General features: G+C 62.0%; 21 protein-coding genes and 2 pseudogenes. 10 read left to right on the top strand and 13 right to left on the bottom strand.

The window, feature by feature from the left end; genetic code table 11:
• The 3 genes and pseudogenes from QZ609_RS06275 to QZ609_RS06265 all read right to left on the bottom strand — a co-directional run.
• Positions 1-468 (bottom strand): annotated as a pseudogene (locus tag QZ609_RS06275) (conjugal transfer protein TrbJ); the annotation flags it as partial.
• A gap of 56 nt (positions 469-524) precedes the next feature.
• Complete coding sequence (locus QZ609_RS06270; protein WP_295492304.1) at positions 525-2,972, bottom strand: conjugal transfer protein; 2,448 nt, start codon at positions 2,970-2,972, stop codon at positions 525-527.
• On the bottom strand, positions 2,966-3,253 hold the full coding sequence (locus QZ609_RS06265; RefSeq protein WP_004635235.1) for a hypothetical protein: 288 nt from the start codon (positions 3,251-3,253) through the stop codon (positions 2,966-2,968). The genes QZ609_RS06270 and QZ609_RS06265 overlap by 7 nt, the downstream gene beginning before the upstream one ends.
• Before the next feature lie 183 nt (positions 3,254-3,436).
• Between QZ609_RS06265 and QZ609_RS26735 the strand changes: the two genes are divergently transcribed.
• Together QZ609_RS26735 and QZ609_RS06255 are read left to right on the top strand one after the other, a co-directional pair.
• Complete coding sequence (locus QZ609_RS26735) at positions 3,437-5,296, top strand: Tn3 family transposase (RefSeq protein ID WP_004635234.1); 1,860 nt, start codon at positions 3,437-3,439, stop codon at positions 5,294-5,296.
• 73 nt (positions 5,297-5,369) lie between these two features.
• Positions 5,370-5,924: pseudogene (locus tag QZ609_RS06255) on the top strand (Tn3 family transposase); the annotation flags it as partial.
• Between the two features lie 99 nt (positions 5,925-6,023).
• On the opposite strand, the gene QZ609_RS06250 reads toward QZ609_RS06255, so the two are convergent.
• The 8 genes from QZ609_RS06250 to QZ609_RS06215 all read right to left on the bottom strand — a co-directional run bounded on the left by QZ609_RS06250 (position 6,024) and on the right by QZ609_RS06215 (position 15,407).
• Complete coding sequence (locus QZ609_RS06250; RefSeq protein ID WP_295492302.1) at positions 6,024-7,079, bottom strand: site-specific integrase; 1,056 nt, start codon at positions 7,077-7,079, stop codon at positions 6,024-6,026.
• A gap of 28 nt (positions 7,080-7,107) precedes the next feature.
• Positions 7,108-7,446 (bottom strand): copper-binding protein, encoded by a 339-nt coding sequence (locus QZ609_RS06245; protein WP_004635229.1) that lies wholly within the window; start codon positions 7,444-7,446, stop codon positions 7,108-7,110.
• The gene (locus QZ609_RS06240) at positions 7,443-10,610 is read right to left on the bottom strand and encodes an efflux RND transporter permease subunit (protein WP_004635226.1); all 3,168 of its coding nucleotides are present in this window, start codon (positions 10,608-10,610) and stop codon (positions 7,443-7,445) included. Before QZ609_RS06240 ends, QZ609_RS06245 begins: the two co-directional genes overlap by 4 nt.
• Positions 10,607-12,157 (bottom strand): efflux RND transporter periplasmic adaptor subunit, encoded by a 1,551-nt coding sequence (locus QZ609_RS06235; protein WP_004635224.1) that lies wholly within the window; start codon positions 12,155-12,157, stop codon positions 10,607-10,609. Before QZ609_RS06235 ends, QZ609_RS06240 begins: the two co-directional genes overlap by 4 nt.
• Positions 12,154-13,458, bottom strand: coding sequence for a TolC family protein (locus QZ609_RS06230; protein WP_004635223.1), 1,305 nt, complete (start codon positions 13,456-13,458; stop codon positions 12,154-12,156). The genes QZ609_RS06235 and QZ609_RS06230 overlap by 4 nt, the downstream gene beginning before the upstream one ends.
• 71 nt (positions 13,459-13,529) lie before the next feature.
• Entirely contained in the window at positions 13,530-13,949 is a 420-nt protein-coding gene (locus QZ609_RS06225; RefSeq protein ID WP_009277756.1) for a hypothetical protein, read from the bottom strand.
• Positions 13,950-14,099: 150 nt separating this feature from the next.
• Positions 14,100-14,300: a hypothetical protein gene (locus QZ609_RS06220; RefSeq protein WP_004635218.1), complete on the bottom strand. Its 201-nt coding sequence runs from the start codon at positions 14,298-14,300 to the stop codon at positions 14,100-14,102.
• 606 nt (positions 14,301-14,906) lie between these two features.
• Positions 14,907-15,407 (bottom strand): hypothetical protein, encoded by a 501-nt coding sequence (locus QZ609_RS06215; RefSeq protein ID WP_004635214.1) that lies wholly within the window; start codon positions 15,405-15,407, stop codon positions 14,907-14,909.
• A gap of 185 nt (positions 15,408-15,592) precedes the next feature.
• Here QZ609_RS06215 and QZ609_RS06210 point away from each other — a divergent pair, with 185 nt between their 5' ends.
• From QZ609_RS06210 to QZ609_RS06190, 5 genes are read left to right on the top strand one after another with little or no spacing between them, the layout of a single operon-like run.
• Positions 15,593-18,046, top strand: coding sequence for a heavy metal translocating P-type ATPase (locus tag QZ609_RS06210; protein WP_004635213.1), 2,454 nt, complete (start codon positions 15,593-15,595; stop codon positions 18,044-18,046).
• Positions 18,043-18,261, top strand: coding sequence for a hypothetical protein (locus QZ609_RS06205; protein ID WP_004635211.1), 219 nt, complete (start codon positions 18,043-18,045; stop codon positions 18,259-18,261). The genes QZ609_RS06210 and QZ609_RS06205 overlap by 4 nt, the downstream gene beginning before the upstream one ends.
• 14 nt (positions 18,262-18,275) lie before the next feature.
• Positions 18,276-18,575, top strand: a complete 300-nt coding sequence (locus QZ609_RS06200; protein WP_004635209.1) for a YHS domain-containing protein — start codon at positions 18,276-18,278, stop codon at positions 18,573-18,575.
• A gap of 44 nt (positions 18,576-18,619) precedes the next feature.
• On the top strand, positions 18,620-18,871 hold the full coding sequence (locus QZ609_RS06195) for a DUF2933 domain-containing protein (RefSeq protein WP_004635207.1): 252 nt from the start codon (positions 18,620-18,622) through the stop codon (positions 18,869-18,871).
• A 2-nt stretch (positions 18,872-18,873) separates the two neighbouring features.
• Positions 18,874-19,536, top strand: coding sequence for an isoprenylcysteine carboxylmethyltransferase family protein (locus QZ609_RS06190; RefSeq protein WP_004635205.1), 663 nt, complete (start codon positions 18,874-18,876; stop codon positions 19,534-19,536).
• 415 nt (positions 19,537-19,951) lie between these two features.
• Here the strand turns inward: QZ609_RS06190 and QZ609_RS06185 are convergent, their stop codons facing one another.
• Both QZ609_RS06185 and QZ609_RS06180 read right to left on the bottom strand, forming a co-directional pair.
• Entirely contained in the window at positions 19,952-21,835 is a 1,884-nt protein-coding gene (locus QZ609_RS06185) for a DUF3141 domain-containing protein (RefSeq protein ID WP_004635203.1), read from the bottom strand.
• A 186-nt stretch (positions 21,836-22,021) separates the two neighbouring features.
• Positions 22,022-22,267 (bottom strand): hypothetical protein, encoded by a 246-nt coding sequence (locus tag QZ609_RS06180; RefSeq protein WP_004635201.1) that lies wholly within the window; start codon positions 22,265-22,267, stop codon positions 22,022-22,024.
• A gap of 490 nt (positions 22,268-22,757) precedes the next feature.
• On the opposite strand from QZ609_RS06180, the gene QZ609_RS06175 reads away from it, so the two are divergent.
• Genes QZ609_RS06175 through QZ609_RS06165 form a run of 3 tightly spaced genes read left to right on the top strand, consistent with a single transcriptional unit; the run spans position 22,758 to position 24,496 of the window.
• Positions 22,758-22,982 carry a hypothetical protein gene (locus QZ609_RS06175; protein WP_004635200.1) on the top strand — a complete coding sequence of 75 codons (225 nt, stop codon included), beginning with the start codon at positions 22,758-22,760 and terminating at the stop codon, positions 22,980-22,982.
• Between the two features lie 9 nt (positions 22,983-22,991).
• On the top strand, positions 22,992-23,795 hold the full coding sequence (locus QZ609_RS06170) for an outer membrane lipoprotein-sorting protein (protein WP_021197388.1): 804 nt from the start codon (positions 22,992-22,994) through the stop codon (positions 23,793-23,795).
• Entirely contained in the window at positions 23,792-24,496 is a 705-nt protein-coding gene (locus tag QZ609_RS06165) for an ABC transporter ATP-binding protein (protein ID WP_004635197.1), read from the top strand. Before QZ609_RS06170 ends, QZ609_RS06165 begins: the two co-directional genes overlap by 4 nt.
• The last annotated feature ends 19 nt before the right edge of the window (positions 24,497-24,515 follow it).

The following is a 24,515-nucleotide window of genomic DNA, read 5'->3' as shown; positions in this document are numbered from 1 at the left end:
CAAGGCTTGCGCCGTCTTATTCCCAGAGGTCAGGAGCGTGCGTTGGTCCTCGAACCATTGCGCGGGCGACTTGCCGGACACCACCACCAGGCCGTTCACCTTGTCCAAAAAGCTCGCGTCGCTGGAGACGGCCCCGTAAAGCTGCTGGAGCACTTGGCCGTAGTCCGAGTAGCGCTTAACGTCCGCCAGGATCGAGTCGATCTGAGCTTGGTTCTTGATGTCATCCAGTCCGACTGCTTGCTGGAGCTGGTTCAACATCATCTTGTACTGGTAGATGATGTTGGTGTTCTCATATACCTCGGTCTTTAGCGCTTGCGCCGCGCTGATCGTGTTCTTGAGGAAGTTCGCGGCGTCGAACACTGGCCAGCCGGAGGCATGGGCGGGGCTCGACAGCACGACGGCGGATGCGGCCACGACGAATGTGCCGCGCATCTTTCGCAAAGTTGCAGAGAATGTGGTCTTGAGCATGGGTGGCTCCTTCGATTGAGAGATGGCGCAACGCAGCGCCGTGGTACGACTTCGGCTTAGGCGGCCAGAAGTTCACGCACGTAGCGGTCCTCCCAGCCATCGCCCTGCATGTAGTGCTTGTCGAAAACCGCTTGCGCCTTGCCGTCGGAGCGCAGCCGGGCAACCATCTCAGGCTTGAAGTCCGTCTGGAGCATGCGCGACGTGGTCCGGGTGACCCACAGGTAGTCGCGGTTCGGCACGGCGTCGTTGATCATCTGCACCTGGTCGACGGTCAGGCCGAACGTGTCGCAGTAGAGGTTCTTGCTGGTATTGGCGAGGCTGTTTGGCAGGTAGATGAAATTCGCGATGGTTTCCTTCAGCACCTCGAAGTCAGCGATCCGGGAGATCTGACGCAGCGACTGTGTCGCCATCCATACGGCGCCGTTGAGCTTGCGGATGGTGGTCAGCCACGTTTCCAAGCGCCTGTAGAAGCGCTCGTATTTGAAGAAGAAGCCCGCCTCCTCGATTTCAATCAGCGTGAAGCGCTGACCGTCCATGCTCTTGCTGATCCGGAAGAAGGCATAGTCCAGGAACAGAACGGCTGCGCGCTCATAGTTAATCAGCAGCTCGCCCATCTCGATGGTCAAGTCGTCACTGATTTGGAAGGCGTCGTCGACGTTGTCGAAGAAATCACCGTACTGGCCGCCCTTCATCCAGAGTTGCAACCGCTCGCGTAGATCAGCGTGGATCAGCGTGGCGAAGAAGGACAGGGTCCATTGCTCGCGGCTATAGCCGGCCAGAATCTGAACCGCATCGAAGATGTCCTGCTTCTGTGTGGGGGTGAGCCTGAATCCGTCTTCGTCCTCGATGGCCAGGATCAGCCATTCCGTCACGTAGGCGTGGTTCTCCGCCTCCCCAAGGAGGGACAGCGGGTTGCAGCGTGTGGCGGTGGCGAACTTGCCGGTAACATCAATGAATTGGCCGCCACCGAGTTGCGTGGTGATGCGTGTCGACCGATCCTTATCAAAACGGATGCGCCGCGGGTTGTGCCGCCCCGCCTGTGACATGAGAAAATTCAGGAACACCGACTTACCCGCGCCAATCGGGCCGATCACGAAGAGGTGACCGTTGCCACCAGGCTCGTGCATGTCGACACGCTGGGCGGTCAGGTGGCGCGTCGGCAAGCAGGTGAGCGGTGGCATCTCCTTGCCAGCTTTGTCCGAGAGCCAGTCGTTGCGGGTCGGCCCGGGATTGATCGTGCAAATCGGGGCGACGTCCGATACGGCGGGTGTTTCGACGAATTGCAGGCGCCGCTGGTTGTCCCAACGGCCGGGCAGCGTGCAGTTCCATGCCGGCATGAGGTTCGTGCCTTCACGAATCGTGCCGAACCCCGCGTTGCTGATGGCGCCGACGACCAGACTGACCGCGTCCGAGCATTCCTCTTCGGTGTTGCCGTAGACGATGATGGAGATGTTGGCGAACCCATGCTGCTGACCATCCGCGGTCAGACGGCGAAGCGCCTGGCCCGCCTCGTCGGCGAGCTGTTCCCGGCCCTCGTCGTTCTCCTGCTCTTCCTTGGCAGCGAACTGCTTCAGAATTTTCCACAGGTTGAAGCTCGCCATCTTGTAGAAGCTGCGGATCTTCTCGATGTAGACGTTGGCCTTGGAGTTGTCCAAGAAGCGATAGAGTACGCAGACGTCCAGCTCAACATCGAGCTTCGTCAGAACATCCAGCGCTGCTTCCTGGAAGCCGAGCCACTCCTTAATGGCAACCACGGCCGCGTAGCGCATCCCATGCGCCGACTCAAAAAGTAGTTGCTCGGCACCCGGTGTCACGATCGACTCGGTGAGGTGGGTGTCCAGCAACGTCATCGGGAAGCGAATCCTGCGCGGCGGCACGGAAGGGTTCGCCGCTTGATGCAGAAGTGCCATGGACTCCTGCAGCATTTGCCGTTTGAGACCAATCTTGGTGTTGCCGCCGACAAATGCATCGAGCATGCCTTCGAAGCGCTTGGCATCGGCCTGCGTCTTGGCAAGATCGAAAGCGAACGCGTTGCGAGCAAGGAACGTGTCTTTCAGCGACTCGAACAACGCGGCGACCAGCCCCTTACCGCCAACCGTGACGTGGTAGCTGATCTTTTCGAAGATCTTGTCCAAGCCAGACGCAGGCGTGTAGCTGAGCGCGAGCGAATGCGTGTTCTGGTAGAACTTGCCCGATGACATGTTGGCCCGGTTGAGCTCGTCGATCTTGGCGTCCTGGGCACTGGCGAACTCGCCGGCGATGTAGTCGTGTGCGCGACGGTGCTTGATGCGCCACCACGCAGTGATACGGCCATCCAGACTCCGGCAGGCCTGATCGAGCTGATCCCGAGCGGACGTGATTTCGCTCTTGTTGGGATGGTCAGCATCAACGCCACCAAGCCCATAGGTGGCAAGCAAACTTCCATCCTTGCCGAGCACAAGCGTGGGCGTGATAAAGGTGAGCCAGGGAGCGATTTCCTGGATGGGTCGTTTCTTCTTCAGCATGGCAGATCACTGTCGAACCCGTAGGGCCGGCGAAAGCGTGCGCCGAGCTTGCCGTGCCAGGGGCCTGGCTCGTACAAGTCGCCATAGCGGTCATAGACCATGAGGATTTGGTTCCACCACGGGTCTTTGTTGGTCAGCCAGCGCAGCGCCATGTGGACCACCATGCCGAGCGCAAGGAATCCGCAGATGAACTGCCAACCGGCTCGGTAAGTGATGTAGACCAGCACTGCGGTGAGCGTGCCGTTGGCAATGGCGAAGCCACGCACAACACCACCGATCATGCGAGGCAGTGATAGGGAGCGGCTACCTGGACATTTGACGCGGTCCCCATCGAGAAACAGCGGGCCTACGGCCAACGTATCCAGGCCCGCCGTCCCGCCAAAATCCGCGAACTCAAAGCGTCGACGCGCACGCTCGAACTGGTGTTCTTCCTGCGTGTCACCTTGCTGGAGTTGACTGACGCCATGGTGTACCAAAGCGGGCGCCGTATCTCAGACCTGGTCCGGCAGGCGTACAACAAGACCACGACGAAGCAAGCCCGCTCGGCGATCGAATACCGGCAGCAACTGGTGGAGATCAAGGCCCTGGTGGACGATACCCGCCGCTCGGCCGAGGACCGACTGGCCGACATCGGCAAGCTGCTTAAGGGTCTGTCCAGTCGGCCGCCGGCAAGTCACGCCGCAAGCGTGCGCGAAACCCTTACCGAAGACCACCACCGACTCCGCAACCTCCTGACACCCTTGCGGGCGTTGGAATTCGCCAGTCACGGTAACGATCCTGCCATGCGCCAACTCGATCTCGTTGGCGGTTTGCACGATCGGGGCATGACGGAGTTGCCGCCAGACTGCAATGTGCCAGTGAGCGCCAGTTGGCGCGACCTGGTCGACGGTGAGGACCGCCAGCGCGCGCTGCGTGCCTTGGAGGCCTCTGCTGTAATGAGTTTGCGCAAGGGGCTGCGCCGCGGCACGGTGTGGATCAACCATAGCCTGTCGTTTCGAGAACGAGACCAGTTGCTGATTCCGCCGGCACAGTGGGAGGTCGACCGCGACCGGCATCTGTCTTCGCTCGGCCTGCCAAGCCAAGCGAGGCTCTATCTTGATCGCCTGACCGAGCATTTGAAGGCGGGTCTCGCTGCGCTGGACGAGGCCCGTGAGGCTGGCCACTTTACGATCGACGCGGACGGCATCCTGCATTTGTCGCCATTGGAAGCGCAGACCACGGATACCACGCCTCAACGCACCCGAGATCTGCTGTTCAAGGACATCGGCAGCGCACAGTTTGCCGACATGATTCTGGAGATGGATGCGCGCACCAATTTCAGTGAAGTGCTGTTGGCGCGCAAGGCGCGGGATGCCCACGAACTCGTCTCCCTTTATGCAGCCCTGATCGCGCACGGCACCGAACTGGATGCCAAGGGCGTCGCGGCGATGATCCCGCAGTTGGACCTCGCGCACGTCTCCACCGCGATGCGCTCCCTGGAAATGCCCGGCCGGCTGCGCCGCGCCAACGAACGTGTGGTGGAGTTCCAGCGCACGCACCCGATCACCGATCTATGGGGCACCGGCCAACTCGCCTCCAGCGACTCCATGAGCCTGGACACGTCCCCACATCTGTTCTACGCGCGCGCTGATCCCCGCCGACGCACGCACGCCGCTGGCGTCTATACGCACGTGCTGGATCAGCATGGGATCGTCTACAACCAGCCGATGGTGCTCAACGAGCGCCAAACTGGCGCGGCGATCGAAGGCGTCATGCGTCACAACGAAACCCGCGCTGACGGTGGGCTGCTGCGGCTCGCCGTCGACACCCATGGCTACACGAACGTGGGGATGGCGGTGGCCAAGCTACTTGGCTTTGACCTCTGTCCCTGGCTGCGCAACCTGTCGGAGCGCAAGCTGTACCGTGTGCTGTTCACACGCACCAGCGAGATCGTGCAGAAGCTGCAGGCCGCGCGCCAGAGCCTGCAGTTGCCATCGGCCCTGGCCAAGCTCGACCGATTCGACCTGATCATCCTGGATGACCTGTCGTACGCCCGCAAGGACCAAGCCGAGACCAGCGTGCTGTTCGAGCTGATCGCCGAACGGTATGAGCGGCGCAGCCTGATGATCACCGCCAACCAACCGTTCTCCGGCTGGAACGACGTGTTCCCAGACCCCTCGATGACGGTGGCCGCCATCGACCGCCTGGTGCATCACTCAACCATCTTTGAAATGAACGTCGAGAGCTACCGGCGCCGCACCGCCAGCGACAAACAGGCCGGGCGCCGCCGACAACCATCTAGCGACAACCATGACGAGGGAGGAGCGACAACCATGCCCGACTAACCACCGACAATTACCCCGGCCGACCGGCAATGATGATCGACGGTAAACCGGCAGTACTACTTGACGCTATCTACTCAAGGCGATCCGCGACGGCTGGGATGGCTTGCTACGCCTGGTGGCGTCCATTCACGCGGGGCGCGTGAGCGCGATCGTTGCGCTGCAACGCTTCGGCAGTGCTGCCCAGGGTGACCCGATCCACCGGGCAGCGGATCACCTGGGCAAGCTGCTGCGCACGCTGTTCCTATGCGACTTTTTCAGCAACATCGAGTTTCGTCGCGAGTTGCGCACGCTCCTCAATCGGGGTGAATCCGTGCACCATCTCCAGCGGGCGATTTATATGAGTAAGGTCCAACACGAGCGCGGTCGCCGCCAGGACGAGATGATCGCGATTTCCGGGGCGCTCTCGCTGCTGACCAATCTGGTGATTGCCTGGAATACCGAGCGGATGCAAACGACGGTGGATACGTGGCAGCGCAAGGGGCAACGGATCGACGATGACTGGCTGCGCCGCATGGGGCCGGCACACTTCGCCCATGTGAATTTCCGGGGCGTTTTGAGCTTCAAGATCCACCAATTTCAGGATGCCCTGTTGGAGGCGGCACCTCGCCGGCGTGCGAGCCAAGCATGAAGTCCTGCTTGGCACGGGTCGGCCGCAATCGCGTTTATTAGAGGTTCATGCAAGGTTACTGCGTCAAAGCAATGGCAGAGGTCCGCCAGACCGGACCTGTCAGACTGCAATGCCCGGCCGGGGTGCGACCGACAGCGCTGTTTCGATCCGATGCTGGGCAAATGGGTCGGCCGCGTCGATATAGCGCATGGCCGAGCGTACGTCCTTCCAGCCGACGTATTCCATCAGCATCTTGAGATCCCACTGGTTCGAGTTCGCCCAGGTTGCAAAGCCCCGTCGTAGTGAGTGGCTGCTGTAGCGGTCCGATTGCGGCAGTCCTGCGCGATGGAGCAGCGCGCGCAACAAAGGCACGATGCTGCTGGCCTGCAGTCCATCGGCTGCGATTCGGCTCCAGCGGTCAATCCTGCGGAACGCGGGGCCCTCGGTCAGGCCGGACGCCGCCAACCAGGCCTCGTAGGCGGCGACTGGGCACAAGCGCGACAACGCGGGCGCCTTGTGGGTCGTACCGACATGGTTGCGGTCCGTCTTGGTGCGCGGCAGGAAAATCGTCATGCCCCGGCCGGGCTCCACCGTGATGTGCTCGATCTGCAGCCGACTCAGTTCGTCCGACCGGAAGCCCCGCCAGAAGCCGATCAGCACCAGCGCCTTGTTGCGGGTATGCACCTGGAGTTGATGGGCGTTGCCCTCAGACGAGGCGGTCGCGATCTGCGCATCCAGCGAGGCAACCAGTTGCTCCAACTGGGCGAGCTGCAATGGCTTGGCGCGCCGCTCCTGCGCGGGGTGCAGTGCCTGGATGCCCTTGAGCACCTTGCGGACGTGCGGTGCTCGCGTGGGGTCGGGAAAGCCCTGCGAAACGTGCCACTGCGCGATCGCAGCCAACCGTTGGCGCAGCGTGTTGATGGAAAGCGTCTGTGCGTGCTCAGCCAGATAGCGTGCAACGCTGTCGGCGCTGGCCGGCAGGAAGCCACCCCACTCTTGCTCGAAATGACGGATGGCGGACTGATAGCTGCGCCGTGTGTGATCGCGGGTCGCTGCCTGCAGATACCTGCTCGGCCTGACCGGTATAGCAGGGTTGTTGCGCTCAGCATTGATGTCACGACAAGGCGCCCTCGTGAAGGGACTTTCTGGCTGATTCCGCAGCATGCAGCGGCGCACGACCGATGGGCCGTGCGCCGCCGAGGGTTTACTTGCTCCGCAAATCGACGACGGTCGGCTGACCGTCGACCATATCAAAGACGGCCCACACCGCTTGGCCCTCCTTGAAGTGCTGCAGTGATGCCTTGTCCTTGACGGCAAACGTCATCGTCATGGCGCCCATGCCGAGATTGTCGATGGCGCCGTGCTTAAGCGTGACCTTGCCGGTGTCGAGGTAGATCTTGCGGACCTCTGCTGCCACGGGCTTGGGCGCCTGCTTGGTTTGACCAGCAGGCTTCATGTCCATACCTTCCATCGGCGTGGCCGCAAAGGCGGCTGGAGTCGACGCCAGCGTCAGGGCGAATACAACAGCGGAAACGTAGTTCATCGTGAGACCTTGTCATGAGAGGGTGGTTGGGGAATGGATTGCCCGCTGCCACGCCTGCGCAGCAGCAGGTAGACAGCAGGAACGACAAACAGGGACAGCAACGGCGCGGTGATCATGCCGCCGACCATCGGCGCGGCAATGCGCTGCATGACTTCGGAGCCTGTGCCGTCCGACCACATGATCGGGAGCAGGCCAGCCAGGATGACGGCCACCGTCATGGCCTTGGGGCGTACACGCAGCACGGCGCCTTCCTGAATCGCTTCCAGTAGCGCTTGGGTAGAAGTTTGACCGTTTTCCTGCCGCTCGGTCCAAGCGTGTTTGAGATAGAGCAGCATGATCACGCCGAATTCGGCCGCCACCCCGGCGAGCGCAATGAAGCCGACGACTCCGGCCACCGACAGGTTATAGCCGAGCAGATACAGCAGCCAGAACCCGCCGATCAGTGCGAGCGGCAGCGTGCCCATGATGAGCAGCGCCTCGTCGATACGGCCGAACACGAGGTACAGCAGCACGAAGATGATCAGCAAGGTGAATGGTACGACCACCTGCAGCTTGGCACTCGCACGCTCCAGGTACTCGAACTGCCCTGACCAGCTCAGCGCGTAGCCCGCCGGCATCGGCACCGCCTTGGTCACTGCTGCCTGCATGTCCTTCACCGCCGAGCGCAGGTCGCGCCCCCGGATATCGACATAGATCCAACCCGAGAGCCGGGCATTCTCGCTGCGCAGCATCGGCGGGCCCTGCACGACGCGGATGTCCGCGACGTCGGACAACACAATCTGCTGGCCCCGGTCAGTGACAATCGGCAAACGCCGCAACTGCTCCACGGAATCCCGATAATCGCGCGGATAGCGGAGGTTGATCGGGAAGCGGGCCAGGCCGTCAACCACCTCACCGACATTATCGCCACCGATGGCGGATGACACGATGCTTTGCACGTCGTCGATGTTCAGGCCGTATCGGCCGGCGGCCTGTCGGTTGATGTCCACGTCGATGTATCGTCCGCCGGACAACCGCTCCGCTAGCGCAGAGGTGACACCCGGCACGGTTTTGACGGTCTCCTCGATCCGAGTGGTCAGTCGATCGATCTCCTTCAAGTCCGTGCCCGCCACCTTGATGCCGACCGGGCTCTTGATGCCGGTGGCGAGCATGTCGATGCGGTTGCGGATCGGTGGCACCCAGATGTTGGACAGCCCCGGCACCTTGACCACGCGGTCGAGTTCTTCCACCAGTTTGTCGGTCGTCATACCGGGGCGCCACTGGTCGTGCGGCTTGAACTGGATGGTGGTCTCGAACATCTCGATCGGCGCCGGGTCCGTTGCGCTGTCCGCGCGCCCAGCCTTGCCGTACACGCTGGCCACTTCGGGAACCGTCTTGATGAGGCGGTCGGTCTGCTGCAGGAGCTGAGCCGCCTTGCCGGCCGACAACCCAGGCAATGCTGACGGCATATACAGCAGATCGCCCTCATCCAGCGGCGGCATGAATTCGCCGCCTGTGCGCAGGATCGGCCAGGCCGTTGCCCCCAGCAGCACAATGGCGATAGCGACCGTCGCCTTGGGATACGCCAGCACCTTGGACAGCATTGGCTGGTAGAGGCGGATCAGCCAGCGGCTGAGCGGGTTCGATTGCTCGCTCGGGATACGCCCGCGGATCAGGTAGCCCATCAGCACAGGCACCAGCGTGACCGACAACCCAGCCGCTGCCGCCATCGAATACGTCTTGGTGAACGCCAGCGGCGAGAACAGGCGGCCCTCCTGCGCCTCCAGCGTGAACACGGGGATGAACGACAGCGTGATGATCAGCAGCGAGAAGAACAGCGCCGGCCCCACTTCTGCCGCCGATTCCCCGATCACGTTCCAGCGCTCGTGGCCTGTGAGTTCGCGGCCGGGGTTGTCCTCGAGCCAATGCTCCAGATGTTTGTGCGCGTTCTCGATCATCACCACGGCCGCGTCGACCATGGCGCCGACGGCGATGGCGATGCCACCCAGCGACATGATGTTGGCGTTGACGCCCTGGTATCGCATCACCAGGAAGGCCGCCAGGACGCCCAGCGGCAGCGAGACGATTGCCACCAGTGCCGAGCGCAGATGGAACAGGAACACCAGGCACACGACAGCGACGACGATGAATTCCTCGATCAGCTTGTGCGTCAGGTTGTCCACCGCGCGCTTGATCAAACCGGACCGGTCGTAGACAGGAACGATCTCCACGCCTTCGGGCAGACTGGTGCGCAGCGTGGCGAGCTTGGCCTTGACGGCTTCGATCGTCTCCAGGGCATTCTTGCCTGAACGCAGGATGACGACGCCACCTGCCACCTCGCCCTGACCGTTCAGTTCCGCGATGCCACGGCGCATCTCGGGCCCGAGTTGGACGGTGGCGACATCGCCCAAATGCACGGCGATGCCCGCATCGTTCGTCATCAGGGGAATCTGCCGGAAGTCGTCGAGCGTCTTCAGGTAGCCGCTGGCGCGGACCATGTACTCGGCTTCGCCCAGTTCCAGCACGGAGCCACCGGTCTCCTGGTTGGCACCCTTGAGCGCTGCCAGCACCTTGGCCTGTGTCAGGTTGAACGCACGCAGCCGGTCCGGCTGCAACACCACCTGGAACTGCTTGACCATGCCGCCGACGGAAGCGACCTCCGCGACGTTCGGCAGGGCCTTCAACTCGAAGCGCAGGAACCAGTCCTGCAACGCCCGCAGTTGGGCCAAGTCGTGCCGGCCGGTCTTATCGACCAGCGCGTATTCGTAGATCCAGCCCACGCCGGTGGCATCCGGGCCCAGCGCCGGTTTGGCCGCCGCAGGCAGGCGGGACTGCACCTGGTTCAAGTACTCCAGCACGCGCGAGCGTGCCCAATACAGGTCAGTCCCGTCCTCGAACAGCACATAGACGAACGAATCGCCGAAGAACGAGTAGCCGCGCACCGTCTTGGCGCCCGGCACCGACAGCATGGTGGTGGTCAGCGGATACGTGACCTGGTTTTCCACGATCTGCGGCGCTTGGCCAGGGAACGGCGTGCGGATGATGACCTGTACGTCCGACAGGTCGGGCAGCGCATCGAGCGGCGTGCTGCGCGCGGCCCACAGACCCCAGGCCGTCAGCATGACGGTCGCTAGCAGCACCAGGAAGCGGTTGCGGATGGACGCGAGAATCAGCCGTGCGATCATGGCTTGCCCCCCTGATCCGCGCCGGCCGGCTCGACCGAGGACAGGACTGCCATGCCATCGTCATGCAGTTGGAACCGGAAGCGCACACGGTCCCCAGGCTTGAAGCGCTTTGGCAGGCCGGAGGGCGGTGCGGCAAAATCCATTGTCATCGCGCTCCAGTGCGCGGACGGAATCGCGCCATGTGAGATCGTCAGGCCTTCGCTGGTGACAGCCTCAATGCGGCCGACGCCTTCATGCTCGATGGCGGCCGCTGCGGGCGCGGAGGCCGCAGGTGGCGATGCCATGCGTTGGGCGGTGCCGCGCAGGCTAGCTTCCGAATCAATCAGGAACTGCCCGGAAACCACCACCTTCTGTCCCGCGCTCAAACCGTCGGTCACTTCGGTCTGCCCATTGGCTTCGGCTCCGGTCTTGACTTCGATGGGGTTGAAGCCGCCATTGCCGGCGTCCACCATGACGATCGTGCGCGTACCGGTGCGAATCAACGCCTCCGTGGGGACCAGCAGCTTGTCCGGGCCGGCTTGCGCGCCAAACCGCACGTTGGCGAACATGCCGGGCAAGAGGCGGCGGTCCCGGTTCTGGAGTTCGACGCGCACCTTGACGGTTCGCGTATTGGCATTGACGTCGGGCAGGATGGCATCCACCTTGCCGGTCAGCGCGTGTCCAGCGATTGCCGTCGCCGTGGCCGTCACCGCCTGGCCCGGGCGGATGGCCGATGCTTGGCTCTCGGGAATCTCCGCCAAGACCCACACGGTGGACAAGTCGGCAATCTTGAAGAGCGTCATGCCGGGTGCGACAGCCATGCCGTCCCGGACCCCGACCTCGGTGATGACGCCATCGATGTCGCTGGAAATCGCCAGCCGTGGCTGTGGCTTGCCGGTGGATTCGACCAGCCGGATCTGCGCCTCCGTCATGCCGGCCTGGCGCATGCGCAGCAACGCTGCGCTGCGCAGGTCCCCCTGCAGGGCGTTGGCCGTACGCGAAACGGCCAGGTACTCCTCTTGTGCGGCGACCCATTCCGGCGCGTAGACGACGATCAGCGGTTGCCCGCGCTTGACCGGGTCTAACGTGGTTTTCGCGTACGCCCGTTCGACAAAGCCGGCGGCGCGCGCTTGAATGATCTCGATGCCGCGCTCGTTGATGGCGATATTGCCGGGCACTTCCAGCATGGCGTCCAGCCGGCCGGTCTTGACCTCAGCCGTGCGCACAGCAAGATTCTGTGCCACACGGCCATCAACCGTGACGGCGGCGCTCCCGCCGGCGCCATTCTCGTAGACGGGGGCAAGCGGCATGTCCATGAAAGGTGATTTGCCTGGTTTGTCGAAACGCTGGCCAGGTGCCATGGGGTCTTGCCAATAGAGAATCCGCTTGCCCGTCTTGGGATCGATGTCGCCCGCTTTGAGCGGGGCATCGGCGGCTTGGGCAGATGCTGCCGCCTGCGTGGGCGCGCTCCGCTGTCCCTGCCTCACGCCAAGGTAGTAGGTGGCGCCCATGCCAAGGCTCGCCAACACCAGACTGGCTGCAATGCGCGCAAAGATGGTTCGGTTCATGGTTGAACTCCAACGTTGGAGGTCGGCTGGTTTGCCGTGGGGAGCGGTTTGAGGAAGGCGAGCTCGGCCCAGAGTTGGGCCGTCGACGCTTCGAGCTTGAGACGTTCCAGCGCAAGGTCGAGTGCCTTGCGGCTTGCCTCGGCGACCGCGGCGAGCGAACCGCTTCCAGTCCGGTAGGACGTTAGCGCTGCCTCGGTTTGCGCGCGCGCTAGCGGGACGGTCGTGGTTTGATAGCGATCCAGGCGGCGTTGGTTCAGTCGCAACGTCTCGCGCTTGCCCAGAATCTGGCCCACCATGTTGCGCCGCAAGACTTCTGCTTGAGCGCGCGCGGCATTGGCTTGCGCCAGCTTGGCCGAGACCTCGCGGTCCTGGCGGTTCTTCTGATCCCAGGGAATCGGCAGGGAGACGTTCAACGACACCATGTTGGCGTAAGCCGGTCCGCGCTGGCTATACATCAGCTCCACCGTCACGTCGGGTGTCTTGGCCGCACGAGAGACACGTCCTTCAGCGTCCGCCATGGCGGCTTGCGCGCTGGCAGCGGCCACATCGGGCAGGGTATCGATGGCCGCGTCGTCCAGCGCGTCGAGCCACTGCGGGACGTCGAACCTGGGGGGCGCGGCGGGCGGGCGGCTGGATGCGTCGCCTACCCAGCGCCGCAGCATGGCCTTGGCAGACGCTTCCGTCGCCCGGGCCTCGTCGGTCCGGTCTTGCAACTGCTGCCGTTCAAGGCGTGCAGCTACGATGTCGGCGCGTGAGCCGCGATTGCCGCGATAGGCCGCCTCGGCTGCCTCGACCTGCAAGGCGACAGAGGCTGTTTGTTCCGCCAGCAGTTGAACGGTACGTGCGGCATACCAGCGGTCAAGCCAGGCTTGCGCTGTGCTGCGCTGGACGGCTGCCAGCGCGGCGACACGCTGTGTTTCGGCCGCGGAGGCCTCGGCGTTGAAACGTTCCGCACGGGCACGGCGCTTCTCGGTCCGCGTGAGCTCTTGCATCACGCTGACCGAGCGCATGGTCATGAAATCGGTGCCGATGGAGAACCGGTCGCTGCCATCGGCGGGAACATTGTTCACGCCGAATTTGAGGACAGGGTCGGGCAGTTGGGCTGCCGCCACGGCCATGTCGAGCGCCGACTGTACACCGGCGCGGGAGGTTTCCGCGTCGGCGGAGCGGGACGATGCCAAGCCGATCGCTTCCTGCAAGGAGAGCGCATCGGTCTGGCTATACGCCAGATGACTGCTTAAAAGCAGCAGGACGGCGAGCGCGAGCAAGCGCCCACCGCGTGGGGGAAAACGCAAAAGCATAAAGCCTCCGGAAAGCAACGACCACCTTGCCGGTTAGGCGGCAAGGCGTGAGAGATACGTCGCTTCGGAGGCTACGTGCGGAAACAGCAGTTCAGGATGGGAATCGGGGGTGGTGGTGCACGGGGCGCCACATCGGCGAGCAAGACCGATTGGCCGTCCGCCATGATGACTGGCTCGGCCGTGATCATCCGGATCAGGACGGGCAGGAAGATGGGAATCTGCGGCGATACGTGATTGGCCGACTTGGTGCCGCTCTGGCAGTGCTCAAGACAGAGGCCGTCATGCTGGTGCACATCCTGCTGCGCCTGCATGGCCATCTCGGGGCACGACTGCACCATGGCACCGGCGTCGGTCGCATCGGCCATGGTGGGCATGACCTCCGCTGAGCCGCGGCTTGCCGCACAGGCGTATGCTGCCGCTGCCAGTTGAACTGTCAGGAAAGCGATGACTAGGAATCCGGCGAACCACGGCCGGCGAAGCGATGCGCGCACGTTCTGCAGATGATGTGATTGGATCGAATGGTAACAGCGGCTACGCGCGATGTGCACGCGGACGCGGCTTATGATCGAACGGGTTGATCTGCCGCAAACGTGCCATCGCGCGATGGGCGTCCTGCCGATAATGCAGAACGCCCCACCGTGTTATTTCGGCGCTTGAATCATGTCTTGGCAGGGCTGCGGCATCGCAGGCATGCCAGCGCTTTTCTGCGCTTGCGCTGCGCGGATCTGCGCAAGTTTCGCGTTGCGAGCTTTCTCGATGACCTGCCAGTCTGGCCCGGCAATGGCCGTCAACGATGTCAAAACAGCCGCCAAGCCGACAGCGGAAAGAATGACCTTCTTCATGGTGATGCTCCAGTGATTTCACGCGGGGCCGGCATGAATGCCGGCTTAGCAATTTGCGTGGCGTATTCGCTTACGCCGCTATACGGATGCCGCACTGCAAAAAGGCGCGATCCGTAAAGCTAAATGGAGCGGGCTCGGGGTGGCCGTTCGAGCGGCACAGGAACTGCGGAAATATAGACAGGCTCCTGGGCGGGAACCAGGATGTGCATCCCCTTGGCGCCGAGCGGCATCGCTGGGCTGGAAAGCGCCCCGATCACAGCGCAGAAAGACACGCAAGGAGCGGTGTCCGTGCAGTCGGAACCACTCTGGGCATGGCCGTCACCGGTGATATGGCAGGGGTGTCCTTTCTCGGCTTGTACGACATCATGCGCTGTCGACAGCCCTGGCAGACCCACAGCGCCGTGCATCTGCATTGATGCCATGGGGAGCCCGCGCGCAGGCAACGCCACGGCAAGCAGCACGATCATCAGCATGCGCCAAAGGGGATTCATCGCGCGCGGATTTTTGTCAGATGTTGCGTAGGTTCAAGCTAACGGTCAGCAGGTATGCGTCACGCACGCCTGTTGACCAATTCTGGGCAGTATTCACCTTCCCACAATGGCAACGTCAAGGTTTCTTTGATGGTTCCTGCTGTTTGAGCATCTGGTCCATCATCATCTGCATCATGTCCATGCGGTTTTCCATCATGTTCATGCGCTGCTCCATGGGCATGCCCGAGCCGCCCATCATCGGCGCCGCACCGCCGGCCCCCATCCCTTGACCGCCCATCATGTCCATCATCATCGGGCCGCCCATACCGTGCATTGTCTGCATCGTGTCCTGCATGGCCTGCATGTGCTCGGCCATCAGACGTTGCCGTTCCTTCGGGTCCTTGGTCTGATGGATCTTGTCCATCTGGGCCTGCATCTTCTTCATCTGCTGACGGGCTTGCTCGAAGCGCTTTTCCGTATCCGCAGAGTTTGCCGTGGCAGGGGCAGTCTTCGCTGGGGTTGCCGCACTAGGCTGGCTCGCTGCGGCGGGGTGGTGCTCGTCAACGGCCCAGACCGATGCACTGGCGATCAGCAGCGCGCCTGCTACAAGAAAGCCAACATGCTTGTTGTTCGTCATGGTGCTGCCTCCTGAAATGATGGGATTTCATTTTGATATGCGATCGGTGGTCGCCAGTTGACGTATCACAACGAATTGCTCTCGCTTGACCCGTATCAACCTCCCGTTCCGGGCGTGGAACACACTGCAATCGTAGTTGTGCCCAGACCTAATCAAGTTAAACAATCAGCACATCCGAGGTTGGCATGCCAAGCGATTCCATCGGACACCATCGTGGCGATCAAGTGGTCGGTCGGCAGAGCGCGCTGCGCATCGCTCAACCGGTCGTCGATGCCGGTCGCGTGCGCGATCCGGTTTGCGGTATGGAGATTTCCCCTGCGCAGGCAGCAGCCAGCACGGAAGTCGGGCATCAGCGCTATTGGTTCTGTTCTCGGCACTGTGAGAAGACTTTTCTCGCTGATCCGGCGCGATATCTCTCGCATGACGCGCATGACGCGCATGACCACGACGGCGCGGCCCATGATCACGCGCCAACCGGAGTTGCTGCGGTGTCCGCAAGCACGAAGCAACTGGCCAAGGACCCCATCTGCGGAATGATGGTTGACAAGGCCACTGCCTTGTCCGCAGAGCGAGGAGGGCGAAAGTACTACTTCTGCAGCGAGAGCTGTCTGCACACGTTTGAGTCGCCGGAGTCCGAACTGAAGGCGATGAAGACGCGCGTCACCATTGCCTTGACCGGTGTGCTGGCGTTGGCGGTGTTACGCGCCGGGGCGTTTCTGGCCTTGGCTGCAGGTGCGACCCTGCTGACTTGGGCGCCCATTCCGGCGCTGCCTTGGTTCACATGGGGAATATGGCTGTTCCTGCTGGTGACCCCCGTACAGTTCATTGGAGGTTGGAGCTTCTACAAAGGCGCGTGGAACGCGGTCCGCACGCGCAACATCAACATGGATTTCCTGATCGCGCTGGGTACGTCGGTAGCGTACTTCTACAGCGTGGTCGTGTTGTTCTTCCCATCCTGGTTGCCGGTGAAGGTGGCCGAACGCGATGTCTACTTCGAGGTGTCCGCGGTCATCATCGCTTTTGTGCTGCTGGGCAAGTACATGGAGGAGATCATCAAAAAGAAGTCCTCCGCCGCAGTCCGTCGCCTGCTTGACCTCAAGCCCGCTGTGGCGCACGTGATTCGCGATGGCAAGGAAGTCGAGATTCCCGCCGAAAGCATCATGGTCTCGGAGCTGGTAGTGGTCCGCCCCGGCGAGAAGATTCCAACCGATGGCAAGGTGACGGACGGGCAAACCAGCGTGGACGAATCGATGCTGACCGGGGAGTCGATGCCAGTTGACAAGAAGCCTGGGGCAACGGTGATCGGCGGTACGCTGAACCGGTCAGGCGCCTTTACGTTCCAGGCGACCCGCATCGGTGCGGATACGGCGCTGGCGCAGATCATCAAGATGGTAGAAGACGCGCAGGCAAGCTCGGCACAGATTCAGCGGCTGGCCGACCAGGTGACCGGCTATTTTGTGCCGGCGGTCGTGGGCGTTGCACTGCTGGCTGTCATCGGATGGACGCTCGCGGGGCATTTCCCGCAGGGGCTGCTCGCCTTTATTGCCGTGCTTATCATCTCCTGCCCGTGCGCTCTGGGTGTAGCGACGCCTGCCGCCTTGATGGTCGGCGTGGGAAAAGGCGCGGACGCCGGCATCCTGATCCGCGGCGGCGAAGTGCTCGAACGCGCTGAGAAATTGACCACCGTTGTCTTTGACAAGACGGGCACGATTACGCGCGGCGAACCGACCGTGACCGATATCCTGCCGCTTGGGACACACCAGGAAGCCGAGCTGCTCAGTATTGCTGCAGCGGTCGAGTCCGGCTCGGAGCATCCGCTGGGCGAAGCGATCGTCCGTGCCGCACAGCATCGTGAGCTGGCGACGCGTAAGGCGAACAACATCCAGGCGCTGTCGGGGATGGGTATTCAGGGGGCCATCGACGGCCAGCAGGCCTGGCTAGGAAACCGGCGCATGCTCGCGCAGCAGGCCATCTCAGTCGATACGATTGAAGCGACGCTGGCCGGGCTGGAGGCTGATGGCAAGACAGCGATGCTGGCGGGGATCGGGCATGAACTGCTTGGCATCATCGCCGTGGCCGATACGGTCAAGCCAGAGGCGTCAGAGGCCATTGCCATGCTCAAGTCGCGCGGCATCAAGGTGGTTCTGCTCAGTGGGGATAACCAGCGCACCGCGCAAGCTATCGGGCGGCAGGTCGGCATCGAGCGCGTAATCGCAGAGGTCATGCCGGAAGACAAGGTCAAGACCATCCAGGGCTTGCAGAAGGACGGCGAGGTGGTTGCCATGGTCGGCGATGGGGTCAACGACGCGCCCGCGCTCGCTGCGGCGGATATCGGCGTCGCTATCGGCTCGGGCTCGGATGTGGCCAAGGAGACCGGCAGCATCATCCTGATCCGCAATGACGTACGCGACGTGGCGGCTTCCATCGAGTTGTCCCGCGCCACGATGCGCAAGATCAAGCAGAACCTGTTTTGGGCCTTCTTCTACAACACCATCGGCATTCCGGTGGCGGCTTTCGGCCTGCTCAATCCCATCCTGGCGGCGGCGGCGATGTCGCTGTCCTCGCTTAGCGTGGTGGCGAATTCGGCCATGCTCAAGCGCGTGCGGCTGACAAGTAAGGCGCAGGAGGTGCCGGCATGAAACCCGCTGTCTGGTTCTGTGCCGCCGTGGCGACGGCGCTGGCCGCCGCCATCCTCTATTGGTACGGAATCTCACTGTTCTCGGTGCTGGTTGCGCTGATTCTCCTGGCCTGTCCGGTCTGGGTGATCTGGATGAGTTTGCGTCTTTCACGGCAAACCAGACGAGAGGTTGAGGCGGCAGTGGAGCGGGAACTGAAATCGCGTAGGAAGTCGTAAGACGGAGGTGGAAAATGACCTGGCTTTCGCAAAACCTGATCTGGATCGTGCTGGGCGGATTGGTGGTGGTGTTCCTTTGGCGCAGCCAAGCGATGCGCTCCAGAGGCGGCGAGGGTGCCGGCATGATGCACGGCGCTCCAGATGCAAACAGTGACCCAGTGACCGGAAACCGGGTTGACCCGACCCACGCCATCACGGCCAATTTTGAAGGGAAGACGTTCTACTTCGAGTCTGAGCAATCTCGCGCGGTCTTTCAGCAGAATCCTTCACGTTTCGTCCACCAACACCATCGCCATCACGGCGGGTGCTGCTAGCCAGCCTTTTTTCAAGCCGATTGCCTGTGGACGAGGAGGCTCGCATGAATGATCAAATGAACCCTGAAGATGGGCCGCACGCGGCGCACAGGACAGTCTTCAGGTCCAGGTGGGTTTTGATAGGCTTCCTGCTTGTGATCGCCTATTTCCTGTTCACGGAACATCGGGCACACGTGATCCCGTTCCTGCCCTTCCTGTTGCTCGCTACTTGCCCGTTGATGCACCTGTTCATGCACCACGGCCACCAAGACGAAGGGGGCGAGCCGTCAACGCACGTACATCCAAAGGGAGAGTAACGATGCAGCACGACACACAATCCGGCTACGGGCTCTGGTCGTTGGTCATCATCAACTCGGCCATCTTCATCATCTTCGCTTTCAGCTTCACCAAGCCAAAGACCTCGCGTGACTGGCGGTCCTTCGGGGCCTTCTCGGCGTTTCTCGTGGCGCTGTTTACGGAGATGTACGGGTTCCCACTGACGATCTACTTGTTGCTGCCCTGGTTGAGCAAGCATTTTCCCGGTATCGATTTCCTCTCTCACGACGCGGGGCATTTGCTGGAGGTGATGTTCGGCTGGCGCGCTAATCCGCATTTCGGGCCGTTCCACATCCTAAGCAACCTGCTGATCTTCGGTGGTTTCATCATGCTCGCTTCCGCCTGGCGGGTGCTGTATCTGGCGCAGCAGCAGCACCGTCTGGCCACCGGTGGACTCTATACCCGCATGCGCCATCCGCAATATGTGGCGTTTGTCCTGATCATGCTCGGCTTCCTGCTGCAGTGGCCGACGTTGCTCACGCTGATCATGTTTCCAGTGCTGGTCTGGATGTATGTTCATCTCGCGCTGACTGAGGAGCGAGATGCGCTGGCCGAGTTCGGCCGGGCATACGAAGCGTATTGTGAGCGCACACCACGTTTCATCCCCCGTTGGAGCAGTGGTGCGTCGAAGGCGTCGTCTCATTGATCACGACATCCTCGGCAGGAGGCAACCCTTCGCAGCCGCTGTAACAGAGTCCGCCACTCTGATCCTCTTCTCCACGTAATGCACGTTGGCTTGGCTGGCGGCGCCCGAACCTTTCGTGGATTTCATGGGCACGCTTTTCCATGGCGTAGATTTCAAGCATCTGCCGGCCAACTGCTCACGTGATGGTCCCTTCTGTATCCCGCCATCATGTTTGTAGTACGGTTCTTTGCGGCGGGCGCCTTCTTTTAGTCGCCGCACAACGGCCAGTTAGGTCAAAGAGAAAGCGCTGCCCGCTGAGGCTCGCGTTGCTAGTGCGCTTGGCCGGCAAATTCGAGCGCCCGTTGATTGGGCCATTGCCCATGTCTGGATCATCACAACCGCCCATTGGATATGCAGCTAAGAGTCGCCGGAAACCTCACCGCACGTCAGTGTCGCAAGCGCTGCAAGCTTGGCGAACCGTTGCTTCTCCAACGTCGCAGTCACGATGGTCTGATGCCGGAATATAAGACTGCGCAAACGAGTAGGGCCAAGATGGCCCGTAAAGCCACTGGAATGCCGTCTCGGCCACCAAGTCGCGCACTGACCGACCTGTCTCAAGTGTGTGTGTCAGCGTGGCGCTAAGCGCTTCTTCCGAAGCGCGCCAGATATTGTCTTCCCCGGCTTTTCGCCTGGAGGCCCTCACGCCCGCAGCCATGGCGGCTACGAGCAACAGCCATGGTTGGAACCGCTCGGACCATGCATAGCGCGTCCAGCGCATCGGATGGCTCCATTTCAGCCATTCAGCGCTCCACGGCGTTGCCAGCGCGCGCACGGTTGGGCTCCAGAACTGGTCATACAGCCGTTCGTTGATTTCCGAGACGGCGCGCACATGCTCGAACAGGGCACGCGGGTATGGGAATTGAATGTCTTCGACGCGACGCGGCTCAAACGTGACCCCGCGTTGGGAGTTGTTCTGTGGCGGCGCATCGGAGTGTTCCGACAGCTTCATCTCGTACAAGCCGGGCGGCAGCGCCTCAATCGCATCGAGGCTTTGCAGGATCGCGCGATGCTCGTGACGCGCCACGCTTGCGGAGACGAAAATGCCGAGGTGTCCGACATGCGGGTTGGTGAGATACACGATTCGCTGGCCGGCGGCGACCAGAGCTTCCGTACTTTCGTACACGACGGGAATCCAGCCGAGCGCCTGGTGCGGTGGCGTGATGTTGTCGCCGTACGAGGCAAAGATGACGATCGGTTTGCAAATGCGCCGTAAGTCGACCGTGCACTTACCGTCGACATGCACTTCGCCGGTTTCCAACTTGTTGCCGACAAAAAGATCCTGGATGGTTGCGACCAGTTCTTCCCGGCTGAGAAAGTAAAAGCCATTCCACCAGCGCTCGAATTCCAAAAACCGGTCACCTTCACCATCCGGATCGGCGAAGACAGTGTAGAGCTTGGTCCAGAGCGCGGACTCAGGCTTGAGTGCCTCGAAGTTCTGTACCAGCCATGCACCGTCAAAACGGCCGTTGCCCAGATCGGCAAGAAAGTTTGCTGACCACACGCCGCCGGTGAACGCCCCGAGCAGGCGCATCGGGTTGACGCCTGCTTCGCCGGACCAGTACGAGAGCGGGGAGCCGTTGAGCACCGCAGGGCAGGCGACGCGCTCGCAGCAGTGGGCAGACAGGAGCATCACTTCCCAGCCGGCCTGGCAGTTGCCGTAGAGCACCGGCGCCTGCCCGTCATGCCGTCGCGCGACCTCCTCGACGAAGGTACGAAGCGCGTTCAGGACGTCGCCAAGGGTCTGTCCGCGGCAGGGGGCCGGGAAGAAGCTGACAAAGTAGACAGGATGGCCTTCGGCGAGGGCCATGCCGACTTCCGAATCGCGCTTGAAGCCCCCAATGCCCGGTCCGTGACCGGCACGCGGGTCGATGACGATGACGGGGGTTGCATCCGCCCGAACCTGTCGCTCCAGGTGGTCGGTGCCACAGCGCGTGATACGGAGCAGGGCATAGTTGGCCGGGCGCTCGAAGGTTCGCGCATCCAGTAGCAATTCGTAGTCGAAATGCAGCGGTGGCGGCAGGCCGGCCTCCTCATGGGCCAACATATTGTTGGCGCGTTGCCGCAGGATATCGATGAACAGAATCCACCGCTGCGTGACATCCACCCAGTAGTCCCACCCTTGCTCAAGAGGGGGCTCGGCAGGTGCCGGCTGTGGCTCGGCCTGGTGGTCCGGTTCGCTAACCAACCGCAGCGCCGGGGCTGCTACACCCGGCGCCGATCGGGCCGGACGTCGTTTGCGCTGTACCGTACGGTCTGTCATCACACCACCTCATCACTTCCTGTGAAAGTCGTGATGTCCGTCACCAGACAGTGCGGACACGGGCTGCAAATCATGCGGTGCAACTGCATGGGCCTTGTAGGCCAGCTTAGCCGCATCGGGCCGAACTTCGTTGTCGCAGGTCAGGTGAATTGAAGCGCGGGCTCTTTTCTGAGCCCGCGCGCAGACTTACTTGGTATCGGGATGGAAATGCTTGGACTTGTCCCTGCCCTTGGTGTCCTCGGCGGGGGCGGCCGCCGGCGCGCTGGCGGCGGAAGCGCCAGCTTTCTCGGCGACGTGCGAATGCGGTTTCATTTTGTGCGCGCCGGAGGCTTCGGATGCCATGGGCATGTCGTTGTCCGTGGCAAATACGCCGGCCGACATGGATGCGGCGGTTGCAAGCAGCAGTGCGGAAAGGATGGTTTTGCGGTTCACGTTGTGTCTCCTAGCGATAAAAGTTGGCGGTTCAGTTTTGCAGTCCATTCTGGGTGATGAGGGGCCACTATTGCACTGACTCCTGCTGGATAGCGACCGTGGCTTGATCCATGTCAAGCCGGATCGGCGCTCCATGTCTCATTTCACCCAGCCAATAGCAGGATGTTTGGTCTCGTACGCCATGCCCCAATGCTCTTGGGCAGGGGCGGTGGGTGCGGGGATGGTTTCCATGAGCGGGGTATCGGCAGTCTGCCAACTGCTTCCCGATGGGAAGCTGACCGGAAGGTGACTTTTCTGTCATGCATTCCAGTTGCTTGATCTTCAGGTGCATGTTTCTGGCACATGGGGGCTGAAATGGCGACGGGTAAGCTATTACCTGCTACGCAATTGGATCGAATATGCCTTGATCCAGGTAAAGCGATGCCGCCCATAAAGGTGTAACGTGAATTGTGCTTGGGGTTACACCTTGGGTTTCACGAGGAGGTGCACGATGATGGTTCACGGGTTCGACATGGCCGGCTATGGTCTCGCTCACTGGATCACGTTTGCCGTCATGGCGGTGGTATTGCTGTATCCCATCGGCCGAATCCTGATGCGGATCGGGTTGTCGCCTTTTTGGGCCATTCTGGTGCTGGTGCCATTCTTCAACCTGATCGGGCTTTGGGTGCTGGCATTTGTCGAATGGCCACGGCAAGGGTCTGGCCGTCCTGGCTAGTCGGATGCCATGAAATCGTTCAGCTGCCCGGATGGCACCATGGTTCGCAAGGCCATTCCCTCTCTGGTGTCCGCGTGCCTTGTGGCGTTTGCTGCCGCATGCATGGTGGGTGGGGCTTGGGCTGAGGAACCAGACGGCCGCACGCTCGTCGATCGCGTCGATACCCTGCTGTGGGGCAAGACGCTGCAAGGCGAGTTCCAGATGACGATCACCACACCGCGCTGGCAGCGCGCGCTTGACCTGCGCGCCTGGATGGAGCGGCCGCGGCGCTCGTTCATCCGCGTTCTGGCGCCGGCCAAGGAGGCCGGTATTGGGTCGCTGCGTATCGGCTCGGAGATGTGGAACTACCTGCCCAACATCGAGCGCACCATCAAGATTCCGCCGTCGATGATGCTGCAGCCCTGGATGGGCTCCGACTTCACCAACGACGACTTGGTCAAGCAAAGCAGCGCCGTGGATGACTACACGCATCGGGTTCTCCGCACGGAGGTGCTGAACGGCGCCGCGTCTTACGTGATTGAATCGATTCCCAAGCCGGATGCCGCCGTCGTGTGGGGAAAGATTCTCTACTGGATTCGGCAAGCGGATACGATTCCGCTCAAGCAGTATTACTACAACGAGCGCAACGAACTGGTGCGGGTCCTGACGTTCTCCGACGTTGGCCCGATGGGTGGCCGCACCATTCCGACCAAATGGGAAATGCGCCCCGTGAATGATCCAGGCCACGCAACCGTGATCGTCGTCAAGGCCGCGCGCTACGACCAGCCGATTGACGACGAACGCTTTACGCAGCGCAATCTGCAAAAGCCATGAATGCTGCAGCCGATACAGTCGTCAAGCTCGTAGGTGTCTCCAGGCTGTATCGGCAAGGTGCCAGCGTCGTGCATGCGCTGCAGCATATCAATCTGGAAATCCGCAAAGGCGACTTTGCGGTGCTGGTAGGGCCGTCCGGCTCGGGCAAGACAACGCTCCTGAACGTGATCGGTGGCTTGGACTCACCCACCGAAGGCCATGTCTGGGTCGACGGCAGCGAGATCGGGACACTGGGTAAAGCCGCGCTTTCGGACATCCGCTTGCGCAAGATCGGCTTCGTCTTCCAGGAGTTCAATCTGATTCCCGTTCTTTCCGCGCTAGAAAACGTGGAATTCGTGATGCTGTTGCAGGGGGTGCCAGAGATGCAGCGCCGGGACCGCGCCATGACGCTGCTCAAGGAACTGGGATTGGAAGGGATGGAGCACAGGCGTCCGCAGCAACTCTCCGGTGGGCAGCAGCAGCGCGTGGCGGTGGCGCGCGCCATCGCGGCCGAGCCGATCATCGTGCTGCCCGATGAGCCGACCGCCAATCTGGATTCCAAAGCCGGCGCCGCGCTCATGGACATGATGAAGGCCATGAATGAACGGCGCGGCGTGACGTTCGTGTTCTCCACCCACGACCCGATGGTGGTCGAACGCGCGCGGCGGGTCATTCGCCTGCGTGACGGCCGGATCGAAGCCGATGAGCGCCGACCGCCATGATGCTGCTGCCACTCGCCGT

This window comes from uncultured Ralstonia sp. (assembly GCA_913056305.1).
Lineage (GTDB): Bacteria > Pseudomonadota > Gammaproteobacteria > Burkholderiales > Burkholderiaceae > Ralstonia.
This window is presented reverse-complemented; position numbering and strand designations above follow the sequence as displayed.

Bases quoted from the DNA above. Each gene is read 5' to 3' on its own strand.
- QZ609_RS06195 (WP_004635207.1), top strand. From the start codon at position 18,620: ATGAATGATCAAATGAACCCTGAAGATGGGCCGCACGCGGCGCACAGG.
- QZ609_RS06175 (WP_004635200.1), top strand. From the start codon at position 22,758: ATGATGGTTCACGGGTTCGACATGGCCGGCTATGGTCTCGCTCACTGG.
- QZ609_RS06210 (WP_004635213.1), top strand. From the start codon at position 15,593: ATGCCAAGCGATTCCATCGGACACCATCGTGGCGATCAAGTGGTCGGT.
- QZ609_RS06245 (WP_004635229.1), bottom strand. From the start codon at position 7,446: ATGAACTACGTTTCCGCTGTTGTATTCGCCCTGACGCTGGCGTCGACT.
- QZ609_RS06200 (WP_004635209.1), top strand. From the start codon at position 18,276: ATGACCTGGCTTTCGCAAAACCTGATCTGGATCGTGCTGGGCGGATTG.
- QZ609_RS06185 (WP_004635203.1), bottom strand. From the start codon at position 21,835: ATGACAGACCGTACGGTACAGCGCAAACGACGTCCGGCCCGATCGGCG.
- QZ609_RS06205 (WP_004635211.1), top strand. From the start codon at position 18,043: ATGAAACCCGCTGTCTGGTTCTGTGCCGCCGTGGCGACGGCGCTGGCC.
- QZ609_RS06240 (WP_004635226.1), bottom strand. From the start codon at position 10,610: ATGATCGCACGGCTGATTCTCGCGTCCATCCGCAACCGCTTCCTGGTG.
- QZ609_RS06270 (WP_295492304.1), bottom strand. From the start codon at position 2,972: ATGCTGAAGAAGAAACGACCCATCCAGGAAATCGCTCCCTGGCTCACC.
- QZ609_RS06190 (WP_004635205.1), top strand. From the start codon at position 18,874: ATGCAGCACGACACACAATCCGGCTACGGGCTCTGGTCGTTGGTCATC.
- QZ609_RS06165 (WP_004635197.1), top strand. From the start codon at position 23,792: ATGAATGCTGCAGCCGATACAGTCGTCAAGCTCGTAGGTGTCTCCAGG.
- QZ609_RS06170 (WP_021197388.1), top strand. From the start codon at position 22,992: ATGAAATCGTTCAGCTGCCCGGATGGCACCATGGTTCGCAAGGCCATT.
- QZ609_RS06235 (WP_004635224.1), bottom strand. From the start codon at position 12,157: ATGAACCGAACCATCTTTGCGCGCATTGCAGCCAGTCTGGTGTTGGCG.
- QZ609_RS26735 (WP_004635234.1), top strand. From the start codon at position 3,437: ATGGTGTACCAAAGCGGGCGCCGTATCTCAGACCTGGTCCGGCAGGCG.
- QZ609_RS06265 (WP_004635235.1), bottom strand. From the start codon at position 3,253: ATGATCGGTGGTGTTGTGCGTGGCTTCGCCATTGCCAACGGCACGCTC.
- QZ609_RS06220 (WP_004635218.1), bottom strand. From the start codon at position 14,300: ATGAAGAAGGTCATTCTTTCCGCTGTCGGCTTGGCGGCTGTTTTGACA.
- QZ609_RS06230 (WP_004635223.1), bottom strand. From the start codon at position 13,458: ATGCTTTTGCGTTTTCCCCCACGCGGTGGGCGCTTGCTCGCGCTCGCC.
- QZ609_RS06215 (WP_004635214.1), bottom strand. From the start codon at position 15,407: ATGACGAACAACAAGCATGTTGGCTTTCTTGTAGCAGGCGCGCTGCTG.